Below are 21098 nucleotides of genomic sequence, written 5' to 3' on the forward strand. Positions count from 1 at the left end.
CGGGCCGGGAGAAGCGCAGGTCGGCACGGGTGGTGCGACCGATCACAGCAGTGAGCTCACTCCACACCGGTCACACCAGTGCGCTCACTCCACGACGTGCCGTCCCTCGGGCCGGGCGCTGCACGACGCCCGGAACGCGCAGTGCGTGCAGTGCTGGCCCGCCGTCGGGGTGAACCGCTCGTCGAGGACCTTGCCGGCGGCCGTGGCGAGCAGTTCGCCGACCCACTCCCCCTCCAGGGGCTGCTGCGCCTGCACCTTGGGCAGCATCTCGCCACCGTCGCGCTGGGCGGCGCCCTGCCGCAGCTGGACGAGTTCGGCCCCGCCCGGTTCGGGGCGCACACCGTCGAACAGCTCGTCCACGGCCCCCTCGCGCACCGCGAGCTGGTACACGGCGAGCTGCGGATGGCGGGCCGTCTCGGCGGCGGTGGGCGCCTGCTTGCCGGTCTTGAAGTCGACGACGTAGGCGCGGCCCTCGCCGTCGGCCTCGACCCGGTCCATCTGGCCGCGGATGCGGACCTCGTAGTCGCCCGCCGCCAGGGTGACGTCGAAGTCGTGTTCGCCGGCGACCGGGGTGCGGCCCGCACGGTCCATGACGTGCCACTTCAGGAAGCGTTCGAGCGCCACGCGCGCGTGTTCCTTCTCCTGCTGCGACTTCCACGGCGCGTCGAAGGCGAGCGCGTTCCACACGGAGTCCAGGCGCTCCATGAGCACGGCGAGGTCCGCCGGGGTGTGCCCGGAGGCGACCTCGTCGGCGAGGACGTGGACGACGTTGCCGAAGCCCTGGGCGGCGGTCGCGGGCGCGTCGGCCTTCACCTCTCGTCCCAGGAACCACTGCAGGGAGCACGTGTTGGCGAGCTGGTCCAGGGCGCTGCCGGAGATCACGACTGGCTGGTCACGGTCGCGCAGCGGCACCTTGGACTCGGTCGGCTCGAACAGGCCCCACCAGCGGTACGGGTGCGCGGCCGGCACCAGTGGGCGGCCGTCCTCGTCGGCGAGCGCGGCGAGGCGGGCGAGGCGGCGGGCGGCGGCCTCCCGGAGGGCGTCCGACACGCGCGGGTCGACAGTCGTCGCCCGCAGCTCGGCGACGAGCGCGGCCACGGACAGCGGGCGGCGCGGACGCCCGGTGACGTCCTTGGGCTCCACGCCGAGTTCGGTCAGGAACCGGGACGGCTGGTCGCCGTCGTCGGCGGCTGCCTGTACGGCGGTGACGACCAGGCGTTCACGCGCGCGCGTGGCGGCGACGTAGAACAGGCGGCGCTCCTCGGCGAGCAGCGCGCCCGGGGTGAGCGGCTCGGCGAGTCCGTCGCGGCCGATGCGGTCGGCCTCCAGCAGGGAGCCGCGGCGGCGCAGGTCCGGCCACAGGCCCTCCTGGACTCCGGCGACGACGACCAGGCGCCACTCCAGGCCCTTGGAGCGGTGCGCGGTCATCAGGCGTACGGCGTCGGGGCGCACGGCACGCCGCGTGAGGGTGTCGGCGGCGATGTCCTCGGCGTCGATCTCCTCCAGGAAGTTCAGGGCGCCGCGTCCGCCCGTGCGCTCCTCCGCGCGCGCGGCGGTCGCGAACAGGGCGCACACGGCGTCCAGGTCGCGGTCGGCGTTGCGTCCGGCGGCCCCACCGCGGCGGGCGGCGCGCTCCAGGCGACCGGGCCAGGGCGTGCCCTCCCACAGGTCCCACAGCGCCTCCTCGGCGGTGCCGCCGTTCGCCAGGCGCTCGCGTGCCCTGCGGAGCAGCGCGCCGAGCCGCTGCGCACCGCGCGCGTACGCGGGGTCGTGCACGGCCAGGCGTTCCGGCTCGGCGAGTGCCCGCGCGAGCAGTACGTCCGACGGCGGCGGCACCGGGTTGCCCGCGGCCCGTTCCTCGTCGCGCAGGGCACGCCCGAGACGGCGCAGGTCGGCGGCGTCCATTCCGGCGAGCGGCGAGGTGAGCAGGGTGAGAGCGGTCTCGGTGTCGAGCCAGCAGGCTTCGCCGTCCGGCGCCGCGTCGGCGGGGTCGACGGGATCGGCGGGATCGGGTTCCCGAGCGGCCTCAGCCTCACCGCCGCCACCACGCCCGGCCCCGGGCCCGACGCCGCCGGGCTCGGATTCCTGGGCGGCGCCGCGGCGGGCGGCCTCTTCTGCGGCATCGCGGCCGGCTTCCACACCGTCCGCGCGCGCGGTGCACTCCCCGTCCGCGCGCGCGGCGCCCTCCCCGTCACCACGCCCGGCCTCGGCCTCGACGCTGCCGCCCCGCGCCGCCTCCGCCGTGGCGACCGCCCGCAGTGCCGTCAGCAGTGGCGCGACCGCCGGGTCGTGCCGCAGCGGCAGGTCGTCGCCGTCGATGTCCAGCGGGACCCCGGCCGAGGTGAGCGCGCGGCGGACCACCGGGATGGTGCGCGAGCCCGCGCGCACCAGGACGGCCATGTCACTCCAGGGAACGCCGTCCTCCAGATGCGCCCGGCGCAGGATGTCGGCGACGTTGTCCAGCTCGGTGCCGGGCGTCGGGTACGTGTACACCTCGACGCGTCCGCCGTCCCGTACCGGCGTCAGCTCGCGGTGGGCACGCACCTTGTCGGCGGGCAGCCGGGGCAGCGGCATGCGCTGGGTCAGCAGGCGCGTGGCGGCGAGCAGCGCGGCGCCGGAGCGGCGGGAGGTCCGCAGCACCTCCACGGGCGCGGGCCGGCCGTCCGCGCGCGGAAAGGCGTGCGGGAAGTCCAGGATGCCGTTCATGTCGGCGCCCCGGAACGCGTAGATCGACTGGTCGGGATCGCCGAAGGCGACCAGCGTGCGCCCGCCGCCGGCGAGGGCGCGCAGCAGCCGTACCTGGGCCGGGTCGGTGTCCTGGTACTCGTCGACGTACACGGCGTCGTACTGGGCGGCGAGCCGCCGTGCGGCCTCGGGGCGGCGGGCGAGGAGCACCGCGCGGTGGACGAGTTCGGCGTAGTCGAGGACGCCCTGCAGGTCGAGCACGTCGAGGTACTCGGCGAGGAACGCGGCGGCGGCCCGCCAGTCGGGGCGGCCGATGCGGCGGGCGAAGGCGTCCAGGGAGGCCGGGTCCAGGCCGAGTTCGCGGCTGCGGGCGAGGACGGCGCGGACCTCGTCGGCGAAGCCGCGGGTGGTCAGGCAGGCGCGGAGCTCGTCGGGCCAGCGCACGTGCGCGAGGCCGAGCCGCTCCAGGTCCGTCTGCCCGGTGAGCAGCTCACGCACGGTGACGTCCTGCTCGGGGCCGGACAGCAGGCGCAGCGGCTCCACGAAGAGGTCGCTGTCCTGATGCGCGCGGACCAGCGCGTAGCTGAACGAGTGGAAGGTGGTCGCCTGCGGGGCGCGCGCCGCCCCGATGCGCAGCGCCATGCGGTCGCGCAGCTCGACGGCGGCCTTGCGGCTGAAGGTCAGCACCAGGATCCGCTCGGGGTCGGTGCCGCCGGCTGTCCGCGCGGCGACGGACTCCACGAGCGTGGTGGTCTTTCCGGTGCCCGGGCCCGCGAGGACGAGCAACGGTCCGGTCACGTGGTCAACCACGGCGCGCTGCGCGGCGTCAAGACGAGGGGGATCCGGCCGGGCCGGTGGGGTACGCACCAGTCGGTAAGCGCCACGGTTCCCCTGTCGCACCTCGGGGTGCGGCAGGCGCCTGGTGGAGGAAGAGGAGCTCACGTGGTTCGCCGGTCCTGGTGGGTGTACGGGTTGGCACACCACCGCGTGCACGGCGGTGGTGGCGGGGTCTGCGGGGCACCCGCGGCCGACGCTACGCCGCGGGACGGCACGGAAGCAGGGCTTCCGATTCTTCCCCGGCGGCGCTCGCGGCGCTGGCGCCCCTTGTCCCACGAACGTACGTCATGCCACGGACGTCCCCGGTTTCCCCCATACGGGTCACAGGCCGTTCCCGGGCCCGCCGGAAGGCGGAAGCTGTCAGGTGTGACCCTCCGCGTGCTCGCCGCCCTCCCACCGCGCCCGCTTCAGGTCGACGCGCGGCAGATGGCCCTCGGCGGCCCGGCTCGCGCCCTTCAGCGGCGTGCCCTCCGCCCGGTAGTGGCCGAGCGCCTGAAGTTCGTGGCCCGGCAGCAGCAGTCCGTCCGCGCGGACGACGCGCCACCACGGCACGGCGCTCCCGTAGAGGGACATCACCCGGCCCACCTGACGGGGCCCGCCCTCGCCCAGCCACTCGGCGACGTCCCCGTAGGTCATGACGCGACCCGGTGGAATCAGCTCGGTGACATCCAGCACCCGCTCGGCATACTCGGGCAGCGCGTCCGCGTGCGCCGGGCCGATGTCGTCGGGAAGACTCTCCTCGCTCATCCGCCCCATCCTGCCCCACCCCACCGACAACCGAAGCGCTCCCGCCCGGACGGGCACCTCGCCCGGGGGCGGCGCTTCGGGCAGACTGTCCGCCCCCGCATGTGCACCCTGATGCCCCCGTGTGTCGGTGCGGCATGCCACCATCGTGCGGGCGGTGACCGGTGATACGAGACCAAGAAGAGACGATGAAGCATCAGGGTGCGCACCCCGACGGCCCGGAGGGTTCCTCCGACGCCTCGTCGCGCCCTGACACCGCGCGGAGAGCCGACGACACCGACACCGGGCCGGACCGGCGGCACGCCGACGAGGGCCACATCGACGAGGTCGAGGGCGACGAGGCCGGCGAAGGCCGTATCGACGAAGTCGAGGGCGGCGAGGTCGAGGGCGACGAACCGCTGCTCCCCGCGCGCGTGCACCGCCCCTCGGACCTCATGCGGCTGCTGGTGGGCGTCCTCGCCGTGGTCGTCCTGCTGGCCATCGCCGCGTTCGCGCACGGCACGACCTCCGGCCTCGAACAGGACATCAACAAGGGCACCGGCCAGGCACCCGACCTGCTCATCAAGATCGCGGGGCTGGCGTCCAGCATCGCGATCCTCCTGGTGCCGGTCGCCTTCGCCATCGAGCGGCTGATCAAACGCGACGGGCTGCGCATCGCCGACGGTGTGCTCGCCGCCGTCCTCGCGCACGGCGTGACCCTCGCCACGGACCTGTGGGTCGCCAAGGCCGCCCCGGACTCCATCCAGGAGGCGCTGACCCAGCCCTCCCCCGGCGACATCACCGCCCTCACCGACCCGGTGCACGGCTATCTGGCGCCCGTGATCGCGTACATGACGGCCGTCGGGATGTCGCGCCGGCCGCGCTGGCGCGCGGTGCTGTGGATCGTGCTGCTGCTGGACGCCTTCTCGATGCTCGTCACCGGCTACACGACGCCGTTCTCGATCATCCTGACGGTGCTGATCGGCTGGAGCGTCGCCTACGGCACGCTGTACGCGGTCGGCTCGCCCAACGTCCGTCCCACCGGCCGGACCCTGATGGCGGGCCTGCGGACCGTCGGCTTCCGCCCGGTGAGCGCCTCCCGCGAGGAGGCCCCGGACGCGGCCGAGAGCGGCGACCGTGGGCGGCGCTATTTCGTCACCCTGGAGGACGGCCCACCCCTGGACGTCACGGTCGTCGACCGGGAGCAGCAGGCGCAGGGCTTCTTCTACCGCGCGTGGCGCAATCTCACCCTGCGCGGCTTCGCCACCCGCAGCAGCCTGCAGTCCCTGCGCCAGGCACTGGAGCAGGAGGCGCTGCTCGCGTACGCGGCCATCGCGGCCGGCGCCAACGCGCCGAAGCTGATCGCCACCTCCGAGCTCGGCCCGGACGCGGTGATGCTCGTCTACGAGCACTCCGGCGGGCGCTCCCTGGACTCGCTGCCGGACGAGGAGATCACCGACGATCTGCTGCGCGACACCTGGGACCAGGTGCGGGCGCTGCAGTCCCGGCGGATCGCGCACCGCAGGCTGGTCGGCGACGCCATCCTGGTGGATCGTTCCGGCACGGTGATCCTCACCGACCTGCGGATCGGCGAGATCGCGGCCGGCGACCTGCTGCTGCGCATGGACATCTCCCAGCTGCTGGTGACGCTCGGGCTGCGGGTGGGCGCCGAGCGCGCGGTGGCCTCGGCGGTGAGCGTCCTCGGCCCCGACGCCGTCGCGGACTGTCTGCCGATGCTCCAGCCCATCGCGCTGAGCCGCTCCACGCGCGCGACGCTGCGCAGGCTGGCCCGGGAGCGGACGCAGCGCGAGCGCGAGGCGGTGCTGGAGGCGTCCCGGCAGGCCAAGGAGGCCCGCCTGGCGGCGGCCGACGACACCGCGCGGCCCGTGCTGGAGAAGCCGGACAAGAAGACCGAGCGGGCCGAGGCGCGGGCCGAGAAGCGGGCCATCGACGAGGCCCTGGACGAGGCGCGCGAGGAGGATCTGCTCACCCAGATCCGCTACGAGGTGCTGCGCATCAGGCCGCAGGCGCCGGTGGAGCCGGCCCGTCTGGAGCGGGTGCGGCCGCGCACGCTGATCAGTTTCATCGCCGGCGCCATCGGTGCGTACTTCCTGCTGACGCAGCTGACGCACATCGAGTTCGGGCCGCTCGTCGCGAACGCCGAGTGGGGCTGGGTCGCCGCGGCGGTGCTGTTCTCGGCGGCCAGCTATTTCGCGGCGGCGATGGCGCTGCTGGGATTCGTGCCCGAGCGGGTGCCGTTCCTGCGGACGGTCGCGGCGCAGGTCGCCGGATCGTTCGTGAAGATCGTCGCACCGGCGGCGGTCGGTGGCGTCGCCCTGAACACGCGGTTCCTGCAGCGCGCGGGCGTGCGGCCGGGGCTCGCGGTGGCGAGCGTCGGTGCCTCGCAGCTGTTCGGGCTCGGCTGCCACATCCTGATGCTGCTGGCCTTCGGTTACCTGACCGGCACCGAGAAGACGCCGTCGCTGTCGCCCTCCCGCACGGTGATCGGCGGCCTGTTGACGGTGGCCGTGCTGGTGCTCGTGGTGACGTCGGTGCCGTTCCTGCGGAAATTCGTCATCACGCGCGTGCGGTCACTTTTCGCGGGTGTCGTGCCCCGCATGCTGGACGTGCTGCAGCGGCCGCAGAAGCTGGTCACCGGCATCGGCGGCATGCTGCTGCTGACCGCCTGCTTCGTGATGTGCCTGGACGCCTCGATCCGTGCCTTCGGCGACGAGACGACCTCGATCAGCATCGCGAGCGTCGCCGTCGTCTTCCTCGCGGGCAACGCGCTCGGCTCGGCGGCCCCGACGCCGGGTGGTGTCGGCGCCGTGGAGGCCACCTTGACGGTCGGTCTGATCGCGGTCGGCCTGCCCAAGGAGGTCGCGGCCCCTGCCGTGCTGCTGTTCCGGCTGCTGACGCTGTGGCTGCCGGTGCTGCCGGGCTGGCTGGCGTTCAACCACCTCACGCGCAAGGGCGCGCTGTAGCACCGCGGGCGGCGCTGTAGCTCGTCCGGCCCGCGTCCCGAGCGAGGCGACCGGCGCGAGCGCAGGATGGAATCATGCCGAAGCCGTCCTGGATGCGCACCGCTGCCCCGACCGCCACCGCCGTGCTGCTCTGCGCCCTGGCCGCGGGATGCGGCGGCGACGACGCCGGGGACGAGGACCTGGAGGGCCAGAAACTCAGCTGGAGGGACTGCCCGGCGCCGTCGCAGGAGCAGGGCGGGGGCGACGGCCCGTCACCACTGCCGGGCGGCGACGAGTGGCAGTGCGCCACCATGAAGGCCCCGCTCGACTGGGACGAACCCGAGGGCGAAACGATCGACCTGGCCCTGATCAGGGCGAGGGCGAGCGGCGACGAAAGGAAGCGGATCGGCTCGCTCGTCTTCAACTTCGGCGGCCCGGGCGGCTCGGGCATCACCGCCCTGCCCGCCTTCGGCGCGGACTACGCGAAGCTGCGCACCCGCTACGACCTGGTCAGCTTCGATCCGCGCGGGGTCGGCCGCAGCGCGCCCGTGGTGTGCCAGGACGACCAGCAGCTCGATGTGTACTTCCAGCAGGACGCCACGCCCGACGACCGCGCCGAGCGCACCGAACTCCTGGAGAACACCGAGGAGTTCAACGAGGCCTGCGAGAAGAACTCCGAGAAGGTGCTGCCGCACGTGCGGACCACCGACGCGGCCCGCGACCTTGACCTGATGCGCCAGGTCCTCGGCGACGCGAAACTGCACTACTTCGGCATCTCCTACGGCACCGAACTCGGCGGGGTCTACGCCCACCTGTTCCCGAAGAAGGTGGGCCGAGCCGTCTTCGACGCCGTCGTCGACCCGACACAGACCCCCGAGGAGGGCTCGCTCGGCCAGGCCAGGGGCTTCCAGCTCGCCCTCGGCAACTACGCCGAGGACTGCGTGTCGAAGGCCGAGGACTGCCCCGTCGGGGACACCGCCCAGGACGTCGAGGACCGCATCGCCAAGCTGCTGAAGGACCTCGACAGCAAGCCGCTGCCGGGCATCTTCCCGCGCGAGCTGACCCAGACGGCCGCGACCAACGGCATCGCGCAGGCGCTGTACTCGAAGGACTTCTGGGAGTACCTCACCGAGGGCCTCCAGCAGGCGTACGACGGTGACGGCCAGGTGCTGATGCTGCTGTCCGACTCGATGAACGGGCGCAACGAGAACGGCGAGTACAGCAACATCACCGCGGCCAACGTCTCCGTCAACTGCGCCGACGACAAGCCCCGTTACAGCCCCGAGTACGTGGCACAGAAGCTCCCCGAATTCCGTTCCGCCTCCGGGCTGTTCGGCGACTACCTCGCCTGGGGCATGCTCGGCTGCACCGACTGGCCCGTGCCGGGGGCCGCCGACCACCCCGACGTGAGCGCTCCCGGTTCGGCGCCGATCCTGGTGATCGGCAACACCGGCGACCCGGCCACACCGTACGAGGGGGCGCGGAGGATGGCGGAGGCGCTCGGCAAGGGGGTCGGGGTCGAGCTGACGTACAAGGGCCAGGGGCACGGCGCGTACGACAGCAAGAACACGTGCGTGCAGGACGCCGTGCACGGTTATCTGCTGGACGGGAAGGTGCCGAAGGCGGGCACGGTCTGCTCCTGAACGGGTCGGGCCCTCAGGATGACGACAAATGAGCAGGTCAGAACGTTATCCACAAGCTCCGACGGTCTTCGGGCGATCCGTCTACGATGACGGGAAAGCCATCCGCTGCACGATGCGGGCCGGCCTGTGAGGGGGGACACGGAATGGGGCGTTGTGCACGGTGGACGGCGCTGATGGCCGCCGCGGCACTGCTGACGGCGGGCTGCAACGGCACGTCCGACGAGGAGAAGGCGTCCGACAAGGAGAAGACGAGCGGGCCGCTGACGGAGCAACGGCTCGACTGGGGGCGCTGCAGGTCGACCGCTGACTCCCCCGCCCCGGGCGGCGACTGGCAGTGCGCGACGCTCAAGGCGCCACTGGACTGGTCGAAACCGGACGGAGAGACGATCGACCTCGCCCTGATCCGCTCGAAGGCGCGCGGGGAAAAGCGCCTGGGCTCCCTGCTGTTCAACTTCGGCGGCCCCGGCGGCTCGGGCGTGTCCGCGCTGCCGTCGTACGGCGACACCGTCGCCGCTCTGCACGACACGTACGACCTGGTGAGCTGGGACCCGCGGGGAGTGGCCGCCAGCGAGGGGGTCCGCTGCCGCAGCGACAAGGAGATCCGGGCCGCCGAGTCCGTGGACGCCACCCCGGACACCCCGACGGAGGAGCGGACGTACCTCGGTGACGCCGCGGACTTCGGCAAGGGCTGCCAGAAGTCCGCCGGCCGGCTGATGGCTCACGTCTCGACCACCGACACCGCCCGCGACCTGGACCTGATGCGCCAGGTCCTCGGCGACGAAAAGCTGCACTACTTCGGCGTCTCCTACGGCACCGAACTCGGCGGCGTCTACGCCCACCTGTTCCCGAAGCGCGTCGGGCGCCTGGTCCTCGACGCGGTGGTCGACCCGACCGCCGACACGGTGGGCCACGCCGAGAACCAGACCCGGGGCTTCCAGCGCGCCCTGCACGACTACCTGAAGTCCACCGGGCGGGACCCCGGACAGGGCACGCGGGAGATCGCGGCACTGCTGGACCGGCTCGACGCACAGCCCATGGGGACGTCCGGCTCCGACCGGAAGCTGACGCAGACCCTCGCGGTGACGGGCATAGCCCTCGCCATGTACAGCGAGAGTTTCTGGCCGCAGCTGACCGCTGCCCTCGATGCCGCTGACGAGGGCGACGGCTCCAAGCTGCTGGCGCTCGCCGACCAGTACAACGACCGTGACCCGTCGGGGCACTACGGCACGACGACGCACGCCCAGCGGGTCATATCGTGCCTGGACGACAAGCAGCGGCCGACGGCCGAGAAGACGAGGAAGCTGCTGCCGCGCTTCAAGGCCATCTCGCCCGTCTTCGGTGAGTTCCTGGCCTGGGACACGGCCGGCTGGTGCCACGACTGGCCCGTGTCCGGGCAGCACGACAACCCGGAGGTGAGCGCACCCGGCGCGGCACCCGTCCTGGTCGTCGGCAACACGGGCGACCCGGCGACCCCGTTCGAGGGGGCCCGGAAGATGGCGGACGAGCTCGGCGAGGGCGTCGGAGTGGTCCTCACCTGGAAGGGCAAGGGCCACGGCGCCTACGGCAGCGGGAGCGCCTGCGTCGACTCCACGGTCAACGCCTACCTGCTCAGGGGCACGGTGCCCCAGGACGGCAAGGTCTGCCCATGAGGGCGGCGGGCCCTCCGCCCGGACGCCGTCGGCCGCCCGCGCGGGCGACGTGATCTGCCCCACTTGCTGTCACAGAGATCGATCCGGCGGTGTCTTTAGGTTCGGGCGCCAGGAAACAACGGGAGAGACGATGGCTGAGAGCACCGACGTGATCGTGGTCGGCGGCGGATACGCGGGCGTGATGGCGGCCAATCGGCTGACGCAGCGCGACGACGTTGCGGTGACCCTGATCAACCCGCGCCCGGCCTTCGTCGAGCGGATCCGCCTGCACCAACTGGTGGGCGGGTCCGACGACGCCGTGGTCGACTTCGGGGAGGTCCTGGCCGACAGCGTCCGCCTGGTGACCGACACCGTGACACGGATCGACGCGGCCGAGCGCGCCGTGGCGCTGTCGAGCGGCGGCTCTCTCGGCTACGACTACCTGGTCTACGCGGTGGGCAGCGGCAGCGCCGACCCGGTTGTGCCCGGAGCGGCCGAGTTCGCCCACCCCAGCGCCGGCCTGGAGGAGGCGCAGCGGCTGCGGCCGGTCGTCGCCGCCGCGCCCGCGACGGCCGCGGTGACGGTTGTGGGAGCCGGTTCGACCGGTATCGAGACCGCCGCCGAGCTGGCGGAGACGGGCCGCACGGTGACCCTGGTGTGCGGCGGGGTGCTCGGCCCGTACCTGCACCCTCGTGGCAGGCGCTCGGTTGCCAAGCGGCTGGTAGAACTCGGCGTGAGCGTGATCGACGGCCCCGACTCGCAGGTGACGGCCGTGACACGTGATGCCGTGCAGCTCAGCGACGGCCGCGAGGTGGCGAGCGACGTGACGATCTGGGCCGCCGGATTCGGTGTGCCGGACCTGGCCGGCCGCAGCGGGCTGAGCACCGACGCCCTGGGCCGCCTCCTCACGGACGAGACGCTGACCAGCGTGGACGACCCGCGCATCGTCGCGGCCGGGGATGCGGCGGCGCCGTCGGACCTGCCGTTCCGGATGAGCTGCCAGGCCGCCGGTCCGCTGGGCGCGCAGGCCGCCGACACGGTGCTCAGCAGGATCGCGGCTCACGAGCCCGCACCCGTCAACGTCGGGTTCGCCGGCCAGTGCATCAGCCTGGGGCGTCGCGCCGGCATCTTCCAGTTCGCCTCCAGGGACGACACCGCGAAGAGGCTCTACCTCGGCGGGCGTACCGGCGCGAAGCTCAAGGAGGTCATCTGCAGGCACACCCTCAAGCAACTGGCGGACGAGGCACGCAAGCCCGGTTCGTTCACATGGAACAAGGACGACAAGCGCCGCCAGTTGCTGGCGGCCCGGCACGGCGGGGCAGCGGCCACCGCCGGGCCGGCGGCCTAGCTTGGCGTTCGAGGTCGGTCGGCAGCGAGGAGAGAAGTCGAGACATGATCGACCACGTCACTGATTTGGCGACCGAGACGTTCGTCGCCCACCGCAACCTGCTCTTCACCGTCGCCTACGAGATGCTCGGCTCGGCGGCCGACGCGGAAGACGTCCTGCAGGAAACGTGGTTGCGGTGGGTGGACGTCGACCTGGACAAGGTGCACGACCCGCGCGCCTACCTGGTCCGGATCACCACCCGGCAGGCGCTCAACAGGCTGCGCACGATGCAGCGCCGCAAGGAGGCGTACGTCGGCCCTTGGCTGCCGGAGCCGATGCTCACCGCGCCGGACGTCGCCGAGGACGTCGAACTCGCGGAGAGCGTGTCCATGGCGCTGATGCTTGTCCTGGAGACGCTGTCGCCGACCGAACGCGCCGTTTTCGTCCTGCGCGAGGCCTTCGACGTCAGTTACGACGAGATCGCGGCGGCGGTCGGCAAGAGCCCGGCGGCCGTGCGCCAGATCGCCCACCGCGCCCGTCGGCACGTCGATGCCCGCCGCCCGCGCGAGGTGGTCTCCCCGGGCGAGACCCGGGCGGCTCTGGAATCGTTCCAGCGGGTGCTGGAAACCGGGGACCTGCAGGGGCTGCTCGACGTGCTCGCCCCCGACGTCGTCCTGGTGAGCGACGGCGGCGGACACAAGCATGCCGCGCTGCGGCCGGTCGTCGGCGCCGAGAAGGTGGCCCGCTTCTTCGCCAGTGTCCTGGACAGCACCGAGAGCGAGGTCACCACTGTGCCCACCGTGGTCAACGGCAACCCGGCGCTCATAGCCCGTCTGGACGGCGAGATGGACGGCGTCCTGGCGGTCCACGTCGAGGGCTCCCGCATCACCGGCCTCTACTACGTCCGCAACCCGGAGAAACTGACCCGCGTCGAATCCGAGACCGCCCTCACCCTGCGCTGAGAGACCACTCCCGGCCGCACACGGGCCGGTCGGCAACCGTGCTCTCGGCGGGCCCCGTCGGCAACGGCAGAGGCCCACGGCGTCCGAACTCGTCGGAACCGTGGGCCTGTTCTGCCGGGCGGGCCGGCCGGGAGGGCCGGTCAGTACACCGGCTTGTGCGGCTCGATCTGGTTGACCCAGCCGATCACGCCGCCGCCGACGTGCACGGCGTCGGCGAAGCCCGCGGACTTCAGGACCGCGAGGACTTCCGCACTGCGGACACCCGTCTTGCAATGCAGGACGATCTTCTTGTCCTGCGGGAGGCCCTCGAGGGCGGTGCCCATGAGGAACTCGTTCTTCGGGACGAGACGGGCACCGGGGATGGAGACGATCTCGTACTCGTTCGGCTCGCGTACGTCGATGATCTCGATGCTCTCGCCGTCGTCGATCCACTCCTTGAGCTGCTTCGGAGTGATCGTGGAGTCGGCGGCCGCCGCCTGGGCCTCCTCGGAGACGACGCCGCAGAAGGCCTCGTAGTCGATGAGCTCGGTGACGGTCGGGTTCTCGCCGCAGACCGCGCAGTTGGGGTCCTTGCGGACCTTGACCTGGCGGTACTGCATCTCCAGGGCGTCGTAGATCATCAGGCGGCCGACCAGCGGCTCGCCGATGCCGGCGAGCAGCTTGATGGCCTCGTTGACCTGGATGGAGCCGATGGACGCGCACAGCACGCCCAGGACGCCGCCCTCGGCGCAGGAGGGGACCATGCCGGGGGGCGGGGGCTCGGGGTAGAGGCAGCGGTAGCACGGGCCGTGCTCGGACCAGAACACGGAGGCCTGGCCGTCGAAGCGGTAGATCGAACCCCACACGTAGGGCTTGTTGAGCAGCACGCACGCGTCGTTGACCAGGTAGCGGGTCGCGAAGTTGTCCGTGCCGTCGACGATGAGGTCGTACTGGCTGAAGATGTCCATCACGTTGTCGGCCTCGAGCCGCTCCTGGTGAAGGACCACGTTCACGTACGGGTTGATGCCCTTGACCGAGTCGCGGGCGGACTCGGCCTTGGAGCGGCCGATGTCGGCCTGGCTGTGGATGATCTGGCGCTGCAGGTTCGACTCGTCGACCTCGTCGAACTCCACGATGCCGAGCGTGCCGACGCCCGCGGCGGCCAGGTACATCAGCGCCGGCGAGCCCAGGCCGCCGGCGCCCACACAGAGCACCTTGGCGTTCTTCAGCCGCTTCTGCCCGTCCATCCCCACATCGGGGATGATCAGGTGGCGGGAGTACCTGCGGACCTCGTCTACGGTGAGCTCGTCAGCCGGCTCGACCAGGGGTGGCAGCGACACGGGGACTCCGTTGGTCGGTCAATCACTACAGTTGTTCTCCCGGTAACACTGCCATGGGTTTTTTCATTCCGAGACACCCGTTCCGATGCGCGAGACGATGTCGTCCCAGTAGCCGGGCATGGTCTCGAAGGGCTCGGTGTGTCCGCCGTGGTCGGCGAGCCCGCGGGGGGTGCGGGTCCGGTCGGTGAAGAAGATCGTCGCGGCGCCCTGCCAGCGGGCGACGCGCAGTGCCTCGTCCAGGTGGGGCCCGGGCAGGCCGTGGACGAAGTGGCAGAAGCGCTCGGGCGGATGATCCTCCGTCCACTCGGCGACCTGGGACCAGCGGTAGTCGCTCCAGGGGCCACAGAAGGTGACCAGCTGGTCCGCGTTCTCGGCGTAACCGGGGTACGGGTGGATGCCGTGGCCGAGGACGATGTGGGCATCGTCACGGATGGCGCGGAGTGTGGTGACGGTGCGGCGCACCTCGGGGAGGGCGTCGCGCTCGGTGGGGCAGCGGTCCAGGAGGAAGCCGTCGACCTGGTACCAGCCGAGGTAGCGGTGCGCCTCGGAGACCAGGTCACCGAAGGAGCGGGCCCCGTGGGCCGCGTCGAGGTGGCCGAGGACGCGGACGCCCGCGTTGCGCAGCCGGCCCGCGGCTTCCAGGCAGTGCGGGTCGGGCTGCTCGCCGGGGCCGTCGGCGACGTTGAGGACGACCCAGTCCAGGGGGGCGCCGGAGCGGGTGAGCCGGGCCCACTCGGTCGGGGCGAGCAACGGGTGCGCATAGCCGGGGACACCGAGGCCGGTGCGGACGCCGGTGCTCGCGGCGCCCGTTCTGGTGCTGGTCAGATACGGCATGCCGCCTCCATCCAGATGTCGGCGAGGGACTCTTCGAGGTTGATACGGGGCCGCCAGCCGAGCCGGTCGCGTGCGGTGCGCACGTCGGCCTGCTGCCAGCTGCCGCAGCCGTCGGGGTAGGGATAGGCGACGGGGGCCGCGTGGTCGGGGTCGCTGCGGGGGTGCCCGATGGTCGGCCGGAGGTGGCCGCCGGGCGGGCCGTCGAGTTCGTGCAGGGCGCCGCCGTAGCCGGCCACGCGGGCGAGGACCGTGGCCGCGTCGCGCAGCCGGACGGCGCGGCCGGAGCCGATGTTGATGACGCCCTGCGCGGCGGAGAGGGAGGCGGCGTGCACGGCACGGGCCACGTCACGGACGTCGACGAAGTCCCGCTGGGCGCCGAGGCCGCCGAGCTTGAGTTCGCCGTCGCCGGACTGCATCGCGCGGCGCATGGCTTCGGCGAGGCGGCCGAGGGGCGAGCCCGCGGGGGTGCCGGGGCCGGCGGGCGAGAAGACGCGCAGGACCACCGCGTCCAGGCCGGAGCCGAGGACGAGTTCGGTGGCGGCGAGCTTGCTCACGCCGTACGGGCCGCCGGGGCGGGGCACGGCGTCCTCGGCCGTGGACGAGCCGGGCTGGCTGGGGCCGTACTCGGCGCTGCAGCCGATCTGCACCAGGCGGGCGCCGCAGCCGCTGCGGCGCAGGGCCTCGCAGACGGTGGCGACGGCGACGGTGTTGTGCCGGGTGAGTTCGCGGGCGCCGCCCCGGGTGGTGCCCGCGCAGTTGATGACGACGCCGGGGTGGACGGCGTCGAGGAAGCGGGTGAGCGCGCCGGGGCTGCCGGACGCGAGGTCGAAGCGGACGTCGGCGTCGTCGCCACGGCCCAGTGCGGTGAGCTGGACGGCCGGGTCGGCGAGCAGGCGGTCGGCGACGTAGCGGCCGATGTAGCCGCCTGCTCCGATCAGTAGAACCCTCATCGTGCGGCTCCCGGGGTGCGTGCGCCGACGAGTGCTGGGGCGCCGGGTCGGGAGGTGGTCATGTGGTGGTCTCCTTCAAAGGGGTGGGGCGAAGGGATGGTGCCGGGAGGACCGTCTGCTTGCCTGGGTGGGGTGACGAGGCCCTACGCGCCCTGCGGCGGTGGGGATCCGCCGAGGGTTCGTCGCGGTGGGGGGCGGGTGACCTGGCCGGACGGGTCCGTACGCGGGACCCGGCGCGGCGGGGGCGACGGATGCGGGGCGGCCTCGGTGGGGCGCGTCAGCATGGGCGCTCCGCAGTGGCGTGCGCCGAGGCGCGGGTCAGGGTCCGGTTCGCGTGGATGAGCAGGGTCAGGGCCGCCGCACCGCAGGCCAGGGCGGGTACGGCGGACAGGCCCCAGGCGGTGACGAGGGTGTCCACGGGGACGGCGAGCACGCCGCAGCCGGGCAGGCGGCCGGCGAACACGGTGGCGAGGGCCAGCCCTTCGGCCGAGGCGGCGGCGGTGAGGACCAGCCCCGGGGCGTGAGTGGAACCGTGAACCGTGAGGAGCCGGGCGAGGAACAGCAGGGCGCCCAGGGTGAGGGCCCCGGCGTGGGCGGCGGGTTCGCCCAGGGCGATGCCGCACAGGGCGACGAGGGCGGCCAGCGCGCCCAGGAACAGCCCGAACGCGCCGAACAGCAACGGCCGTACGGAGGCGGCGAACTCCTCCAGGCCACGGCTGGCCGCCAGTCTGCGCCGGGCGCCCGAGGCGAAGAGGTGGGCGCTCCAGGCGGCGGGCGCGCAGCCGAGGGCGAGGGCCAGGACGGGCGCCGGCGTGAGCGGCCAGGGGCCGTCGGTGTCTCCGGTGGGCAGGGTGTCGGGGCCGCCCACGACGGCGGCGGCCAGCAGACCGTCGCCGAGGAGGGCGTAACCGACGAGCCAGCAGGTCCAGGCAGCGGTGCCGTGTCGGGGCCGGCCGACCGGGGTTCCCCGGCCCGCGCGGCTGAGCGGGCCACGCTTCAGTGCCGTGCGCAGGCCCAGGACGACGGCGAGGGTGCCCGCCGCGGCCGCGATCAGCCGGGCCTGCCCGTCCGTGATCCGGAGCGCGGCCACGGCCGCCGCGCACAGCGCCCCGGGCAACAGGGTGAGCAGGGTGACGACTGCCCAGCGGGCGCGGGCCACGGGGGCGGCCGGGGGGACGGGGCGCGGCGGCGGCGTCTTCGCCTCGCGCGGCACACGGGCGTACATCTCCTCGGCGAGCGAGAAGACGTCCCGGTGACGGAAGCGTGCCGCCGTCCGGTCGGTGACGCCGTGGGCTTCCAGGCCCGCCGCGATCTCCAGGGCGTCGACGGCGCGTTGGCACAGCTCGCGGTGGCGGTGCATCAGGGCCTTCACCGGGTCGGCGGCGGCGCGACGGACGGGGCCCCGCCGCGGGCCGCCCGAGGCCGAGTCGGCCTCACGGGCGACGGGAACGGCGGCCGATTCATCCGGTATACCCCTCTCCCTCATCGCCTCCCTCGACCGCTCGTCCCACGCACCGGGGCTGTCCGGGGTACCGGGCAGGTCCAGCTCTCCCAGACCGCTCATCGCACTCCCTCCGGAGCGGAAGCCGATACCGGACCCGCGCCACCCACCGACACCCACCCCGGCCCACCCCGTGCCGCAGCGCGAGCCGCGACCCGAGCCGTCGGCACGGTCCAGCGGCCAGGCACATGGGACTCGGCCGGCGCGGCGAACGGCAGCGGGTCCCCGGCGTCGTCGAGGAGGACACGCCGGACCGGGGTGTGCGAGACGATCTCCACATACATGCCGTGAAAGGCCGCGACGTTCTGCTCGACGGTGAACAGCTCCAGCGCGCGGGCGCGTGCGGCGGCGCCGAGGCGCGCACGGCGCTCCGGGTCGCGCAGCAGCGTCCCGCACGCCTCCGCGAGCGCCCGCGGATTGCGCGGCGGTACGACGAGCCCCGTACCGCCGATGACCTCCACGACCGCGCCGACGTCGGTGGACACCGTCGCGCGCCCGCAGAGCATGGCCTCGACCAGGCCGACCGGGAAGCCCTCGACCACGCTGGACAGGACGACGACGGCACCGGAGGCGTACGCGTCGGCAGGGGTGGGCAGTTCCGGTCCGCCGATCTCCTCGAAGGACACGGGGTTGCGGCCGACGGAGTGCGGCCCGTCCGCCTCGTCGGGGAAGAGCTGCGCGGCCAGCGTCCGGCAGTGGCCGAGGTAGGCGGCGCCCTCGGCACCGGCGGGGGCCCCGACGATCCGCAGCCGGGCCTTCGGCTCCTCCCTGCGGACCTCGGCGAAGGCGTGCAGCAGGGACACCAGGTCCTTCGCCGGCTCCACCCGGCCGACCCAGACCAGCGTGTCCGGGTCCGCGCCGTCCGCCGCCTCGCCGACCTCGGCGAACGGTCCGGCGTCCATGCCCGGGTAGACGGTGCGGAGCTTCGCGCGGTCGGCGCCGCAGCGCTCCTGCCAGCGCCGGGCGTGCGTGTTGCCGGGCGTGATGAGCGCGGCGCGCCGGTAGGTCTCGGCGGCGAGCCGGCCGTAGAAGGCGGCGAGCAGGGACCGTACGGCGGGCGGGGCCTGGCCGGTGGTCAGGTAGTGCGACCGCAGGTGCACCCCGTACTCGGTCACCAGCAGCGGTACGCCGTGGAAGTGCCCGGCGAGCAGCCCGGGGAGTGCGGCGGCGCCGGAGGCCGCGTGGCACAGGTCGACCGCGCCGAGCCCGTCGCCCTCGTACCAGTCGAGGGAGAGGGGGCGCAGGGCGCGTTCCAGGTGCGCGGCGACGGCGAGCAGATCAGGGACGCGCGCCTCGCGCGCCGCCTGCTGGGCGCCGGGCGCACGACAGGCACGCTCCAGGGCGCGTACGGCGGTCTCCGAGCGGAGGGCGCCGACGAGACCGCCTTCCTCGCGGGCGAGTTCGGCAAGGCCGTAGAGCCCGTCGGCGAACGTGCCGAAACGGTCCGCCTCAGGGGCGGGCGGCTCCGCGGGGCCGCCGACGGCGCCCGGCGCGCAGACGGCCGACGCCAGTGCGCCGTAGCACTCGGCGAAGCGCCGGCGCGCACGGCGCCCGTACACCACCCCGTCGTCCTCGGCAGCCCACAGGGGCGCGGTGCGCACCCGGCCGACGTGCGGCGGCAGCGGAACCCGGCCCTCGTCCTCCTGGCGCCGGCTGCGGCTGAGTGCGTAGACGTCGAACTCGTGCTGCCCGAGCCCGCGCACGAGCCGTTCGCACCAGCGCCTGGCGTCACCATTCGCATACGGGTAGCCACCGTGGGTAAGCAGTCCGATGCGCACGAGTGCACCCCCGATCTCCGTCCAGGGAGCCGCCGTTGACCCGACGGCTCGCAGCGGGACGAACGTATGCGGACGAGGTGGCGCCGCGCCGGACGGTTGTCCGTCGCGCCACCAGAAGGGGTGAACGCTCGTAACTTTCCCGTGCGGGTCGCGTTCCGTAGCGCTAAGAGATCGACTGGATACTCCGGGTGACGCCACGGCCAACGCCCGCAGGCACGCCGACGCCCCCGGCCACACCCCGGTTCGGCCCGGCGGTCAACGGGCCGGATACGGCCAGGCGGTCAACGGACCGGATAGGGCCACGCGTTGGGCCGGCAGCGGATGCCGTTGTACTCCAGGAACTTCGTCTGCTGCTGCATGACCGGCGCGAGGTCGCCGTTCTTGTCGCACGTCACGTGGCCGTAGCCGAGGCGGTGGCCGACCTCGTGGTTGATCAGCATCTGCCGGTAGGCGTGGATCTTGTCGCCGTACGTCGTGGAACCCTGCGCCCACCGATAGGCGTTGATCATCACGCGCTGGGTGGCCGCCGAGTCGCAGGAGACGTTGTCGACGGTGGTGTCGAGGCCGGACTTGGCGCACCAGTGGGCGGTGGTGCCGGGGCTGGCGAGGGTGATCACGAAGTCGACCTCGCCCGAATAGACGCGTTCGAAGGTACGGGCGCCGTTGTGGGCCCAGCTCCGGTCGTCGTTCAGCGTCTTCTGCACGGCCTCGGCGAAGAGCCGGCCGTCGAGCCCGAGCCCCTTCTCGACGTCCACGCGATAGGTGTACTTCTGCCCCTTCCCGGGCGCCTTGGCGACCCCGGGGACGGCCTCGAACTCCCCGGAAGCCTTCAGCGTCGCGCTGAGCGGGTACGTCCTGCCCATCTTCTGCTCGTACGTCAGCGGCGCGGGCACGGCGGCGGAGGGCGCCGGCCGTGCGTCGCCGCGGGAGGCGGCGTCGCTCGTGTCCCGGGACTGCTCGGCGGCCGACCGGGACTGCGTTTCGGAACCGTCGGGCCCGTCGGCGACCTGGCCGGCCACGACGACCGCCAGCACGGTGGTCACGGCCGCGGCGGCGATGCCGGTGAACGTCCGCCCCTTGCCGGCCTTGGCCTGCGCGGACTCGCCGGTCGGCGGCGCGTCGTCGTCATCGGCGTCGGCGTCGGTGAGGGGGGCACGGGGCTCGGTGGTGTCCCCGTCGGCGGGAGAGCGGGGGGTGCGGGACGCAGTGGGTGCGAACACGTCGTCGTCCTCGTCGAAGGCGTCGAGGTACTCCGGCCGCGGTCCGGCCGGGGGCGCCTGCCGCTGCTGCGGAATCGGCACGCCAGGAGTACCCGGGGCGCCGGACCCGCCACCGGCCCGCCCTCCCAGGTCTCCCCATCCTCCGCCGCCTTCACGCTGCTCGGGATGGCCACCACGCACTTGGGGGACACCGTGGGCCGGCGTGCCGTCGGGGAAACGCGGCACCCCTCGCGCCGGGATCCCGTCCGGAAAACGGGGCACACCACGAGCCGGAGTCCCGTCAGGAGACCGCGGCCTCCCTTGCTCCGGGGTGCCGTCGGAGAAGCGCGGAACCCCATGAGCCGGCGTCCCCTCGGGAAGCCGCGGCACACCACCGGCAGGGGTCCCAGCGGGAAAGCGCGGCACACCATGGGCAGGCGTCCCGTCAGGAGACCACGGCACGCCCCCCGTCGGCGTCCCGCCCGGCATCCGTGGGCCCCCGCTCCCCTGCCCCCACAGTCCGGCGGCCGGGCCGGGGACGCCGAGGCCGGGCAGGCCGGTCTCCGGGAGCCGGGGGACGCCACGCGCGGGCGTGCCGTCCGGGAGCCGCAGACCGCCCTGGGCGGTCGGGACCGCATGGGAGCGGCCGGCGTCGGCGGCGGACGGTCTGCCCGTGCGTGTTCCCGTCGTGTCCGCGGTGCCGCCCTTGGGAACGGGCCCGCGACGGCTGTGGCGTCCCACCTCGCGCC

At 73.3% G+C, this 21098-nt stretch carries 13 protein-coding genes; 5 read left to right on the forward strand and 8 right to left on the reverse strand.

Annotated elements, in window-relative coordinates; genetic code table 11:
- Positions 1-84 precede the first annotated feature (84 nt).
- On the reverse strand, positions 85-3627 hold the full coding sequence (locus tag AB0M97_RS06395) for an ATP-dependent DNA helicase (protein WP_365959578.1): 3543 nt from the start codon (positions 3625-3627) through the stop codon (positions 85-87).
- 255 nt (positions 3628-3882) lie between these two features.
- Entirely contained in the window at positions 3883-4269 is a 387-nt protein-coding gene (locus AB0M97_RS06400; RefSeq protein WP_365959579.1) for an MGMT family protein, read from the reverse strand.
- 185 nt (positions 4270-4454) lie between these two features.
- Between AB0M97_RS06400 and AB0M97_RS06405 the strand changes: the two genes are divergently transcribed.
- The 5 genes from AB0M97_RS06405 (at position 4455) to AB0M97_RS06425 (ending at position 12768) form a co-directional block, all read left to right on the forward strand.
- Complete coding sequence (locus AB0M97_RS06405) at positions 4455-7229, forward strand: lysylphosphatidylglycerol synthase domain-containing protein (RefSeq protein ID WP_365959580.1); 2775 nt, start codon at positions 4455-4457, stop codon at positions 7227-7229.
- Positions 7230-7303: 74 nt separating this feature from the next.
- Entirely contained in the window at positions 7304-8851 is a 1548-nt protein-coding gene (locus AB0M97_RS06410) for an alpha/beta fold hydrolase (RefSeq protein ID WP_365959581.1), read from the forward strand.
- Between the two features lie 143 nt (positions 8852-8994).
- A complete protein-coding gene (locus tag AB0M97_RS06415; protein ID WP_365959582.1) occupies positions 8995-10500 on the forward strand; it encodes an alpha/beta hydrolase in 1506 nt (501 codons plus the stop codon).
- 130 nt (positions 10501-10630) lie between these two features.
- The gene (locus AB0M97_RS06420; RefSeq protein ID WP_365959583.1) at positions 10631-11827 is read left to right on the forward strand and encodes an FAD-dependent oxidoreductase; all 1197 of its coding nucleotides are present in this window, start codon (positions 10631-10633) and stop codon (positions 11825-11827) included.
- A gap of 44 nt (positions 11828-11871) precedes the next feature.
- Positions 11872-12768 (forward strand): RNA polymerase sigma-70 factor, encoded by an 897-nt coding sequence (locus AB0M97_RS06425; protein ID WP_365959584.1) that lies wholly within the window; start codon positions 11872-11874, stop codon positions 12766-12768.
- 140 nt (positions 12769-12908) lie between these two features.
- On the opposite strand, the gene moeZ is transcribed toward AB0M97_RS06425, so the two are convergent.
- The 6 genes from moeZ to AB0M97_RS06455 form a co-directional block, all read right to left on the reverse strand.
- Positions 12909-14087: an adenylyltransferase/sulfurtransferase MoeZ gene (moeZ, locus tag AB0M97_RS06430; RefSeq protein WP_365959585.1), complete on the reverse strand. Its 1179-nt coding sequence runs from the start codon at positions 14085-14087 to the stop codon at positions 12909-12911.
- Positions 14088-14150: 63 nt separating this feature from the next.
- Entirely contained in the window at positions 14151-14921 is a 771-nt protein-coding gene (locus AB0M97_RS06435; RefSeq protein ID WP_365959586.1) for a spherulation-specific family 4 protein, read from the reverse strand.
- A complete protein-coding gene (locus AB0M97_RS06440) occupies positions 14909-15871 on the reverse strand; it encodes an NAD-dependent epimerase/dehydratase family protein (RefSeq protein WP_365959587.1) in 963 nt (320 codons plus the stop codon). Before AB0M97_RS06440 ends, AB0M97_RS06435 begins: the two co-directional genes overlap by 13 nt.
- A gap of 277 nt (positions 15872-16148) precedes the next feature.
- Entirely contained in the window at positions 16149-17435 is a 1287-nt protein-coding gene (locus AB0M97_RS06445) for a hypothetical protein (RefSeq protein WP_365959588.1), read from the reverse strand.
- Positions 17432-19150: a DUF3492 domain-containing protein gene (locus AB0M97_RS06450; protein ID WP_365959589.1), complete on the reverse strand. Its 1719-nt coding sequence runs from the start codon at positions 19148-19150 to the stop codon at positions 17432-17434. The genes AB0M97_RS06445 and AB0M97_RS06450 overlap by 4 nt, the downstream gene beginning before the upstream one ends.
- A 281-nt stretch (positions 19151-19431) precedes the next feature.
- Positions 19432-21090 carry a DUF3152 domain-containing protein gene (locus AB0M97_RS06455; RefSeq protein ID WP_365959590.1) on the reverse strand — a complete coding sequence of 553 codons (1659 nt, stop codon included), beginning with the start codon at positions 21088-21090 and terminating at the stop codon, positions 19432-19434.
- Between the last annotated feature and the right edge of the window lie 8 nt (positions 21091-21098).

This window comes from Streptomyces sp. NPDC051207 (assembly GCF_040682395.1).
Classification (GTDB): Bacteria; Actinomycetota; Actinomycetes; order Streptomycetales; family Streptomycetaceae; genus Streptomyces.

Coding starts and splice junctions, on each gene's coding strand:
- AB0M97_RS06415 (WP_365959582.1), top strand. CDS start 8,995: ATGGGGCGTTGTGCACGGTGGACGGCGCTGATGGCCGCCGCGGCACTG.
- AB0M97_RS06405 (WP_365959580.1), top strand. CDS start 4,455: ATGAAGCATCAGGGTGCGCACCCCGACGGCCCGGAGGGTTCCTCCGAC.
- AB0M97_RS06420 (WP_365959583.1), top strand. CDS start 10,631: ATGGCTGAGAGCACCGACGTGATCGTGGTCGGCGGCGGATACGCGGGC.
- AB0M97_RS06425 (WP_365959584.1), top strand. CDS start 11,872: ATGATCGACCACGTCACTGATTTGGCGACCGAGACGTTCGTCGCCCAC.
- AB0M97_RS06435 (WP_365959586.1), bottom strand. CDS start 14,921: ATGCCGTATCTGACCAGCACCAGAACGGGCGCCGCGAGCACCGGCGTC.
- AB0M97_RS06440 (WP_365959587.1), bottom strand. CDS start 15,871: ATGAGGGTTCTACTGATCGGAGCAGGCGGCTACATCGGCCGCTACGTC.
- AB0M97_RS06445 (WP_365959588.1), bottom strand. CDS start 17,435: ATGAGCGGTCTGGGAGAGCTGGACCTGCCCGGTACCCCGGACAGCCCC.
- AB0M97_RS06400 (WP_365959579.1), bottom strand. CDS start 4,269: ATGAGCGAGGAGAGTCTTCCCGACGACATCGGCCCGGCGCACGCGGAC.
- AB0M97_RS06410 (WP_365959581.1), top strand. CDS start 7,304: ATGCCGAAGCCGTCCTGGATGCGCACCGCTGCCCCGACCGCCACCGCC.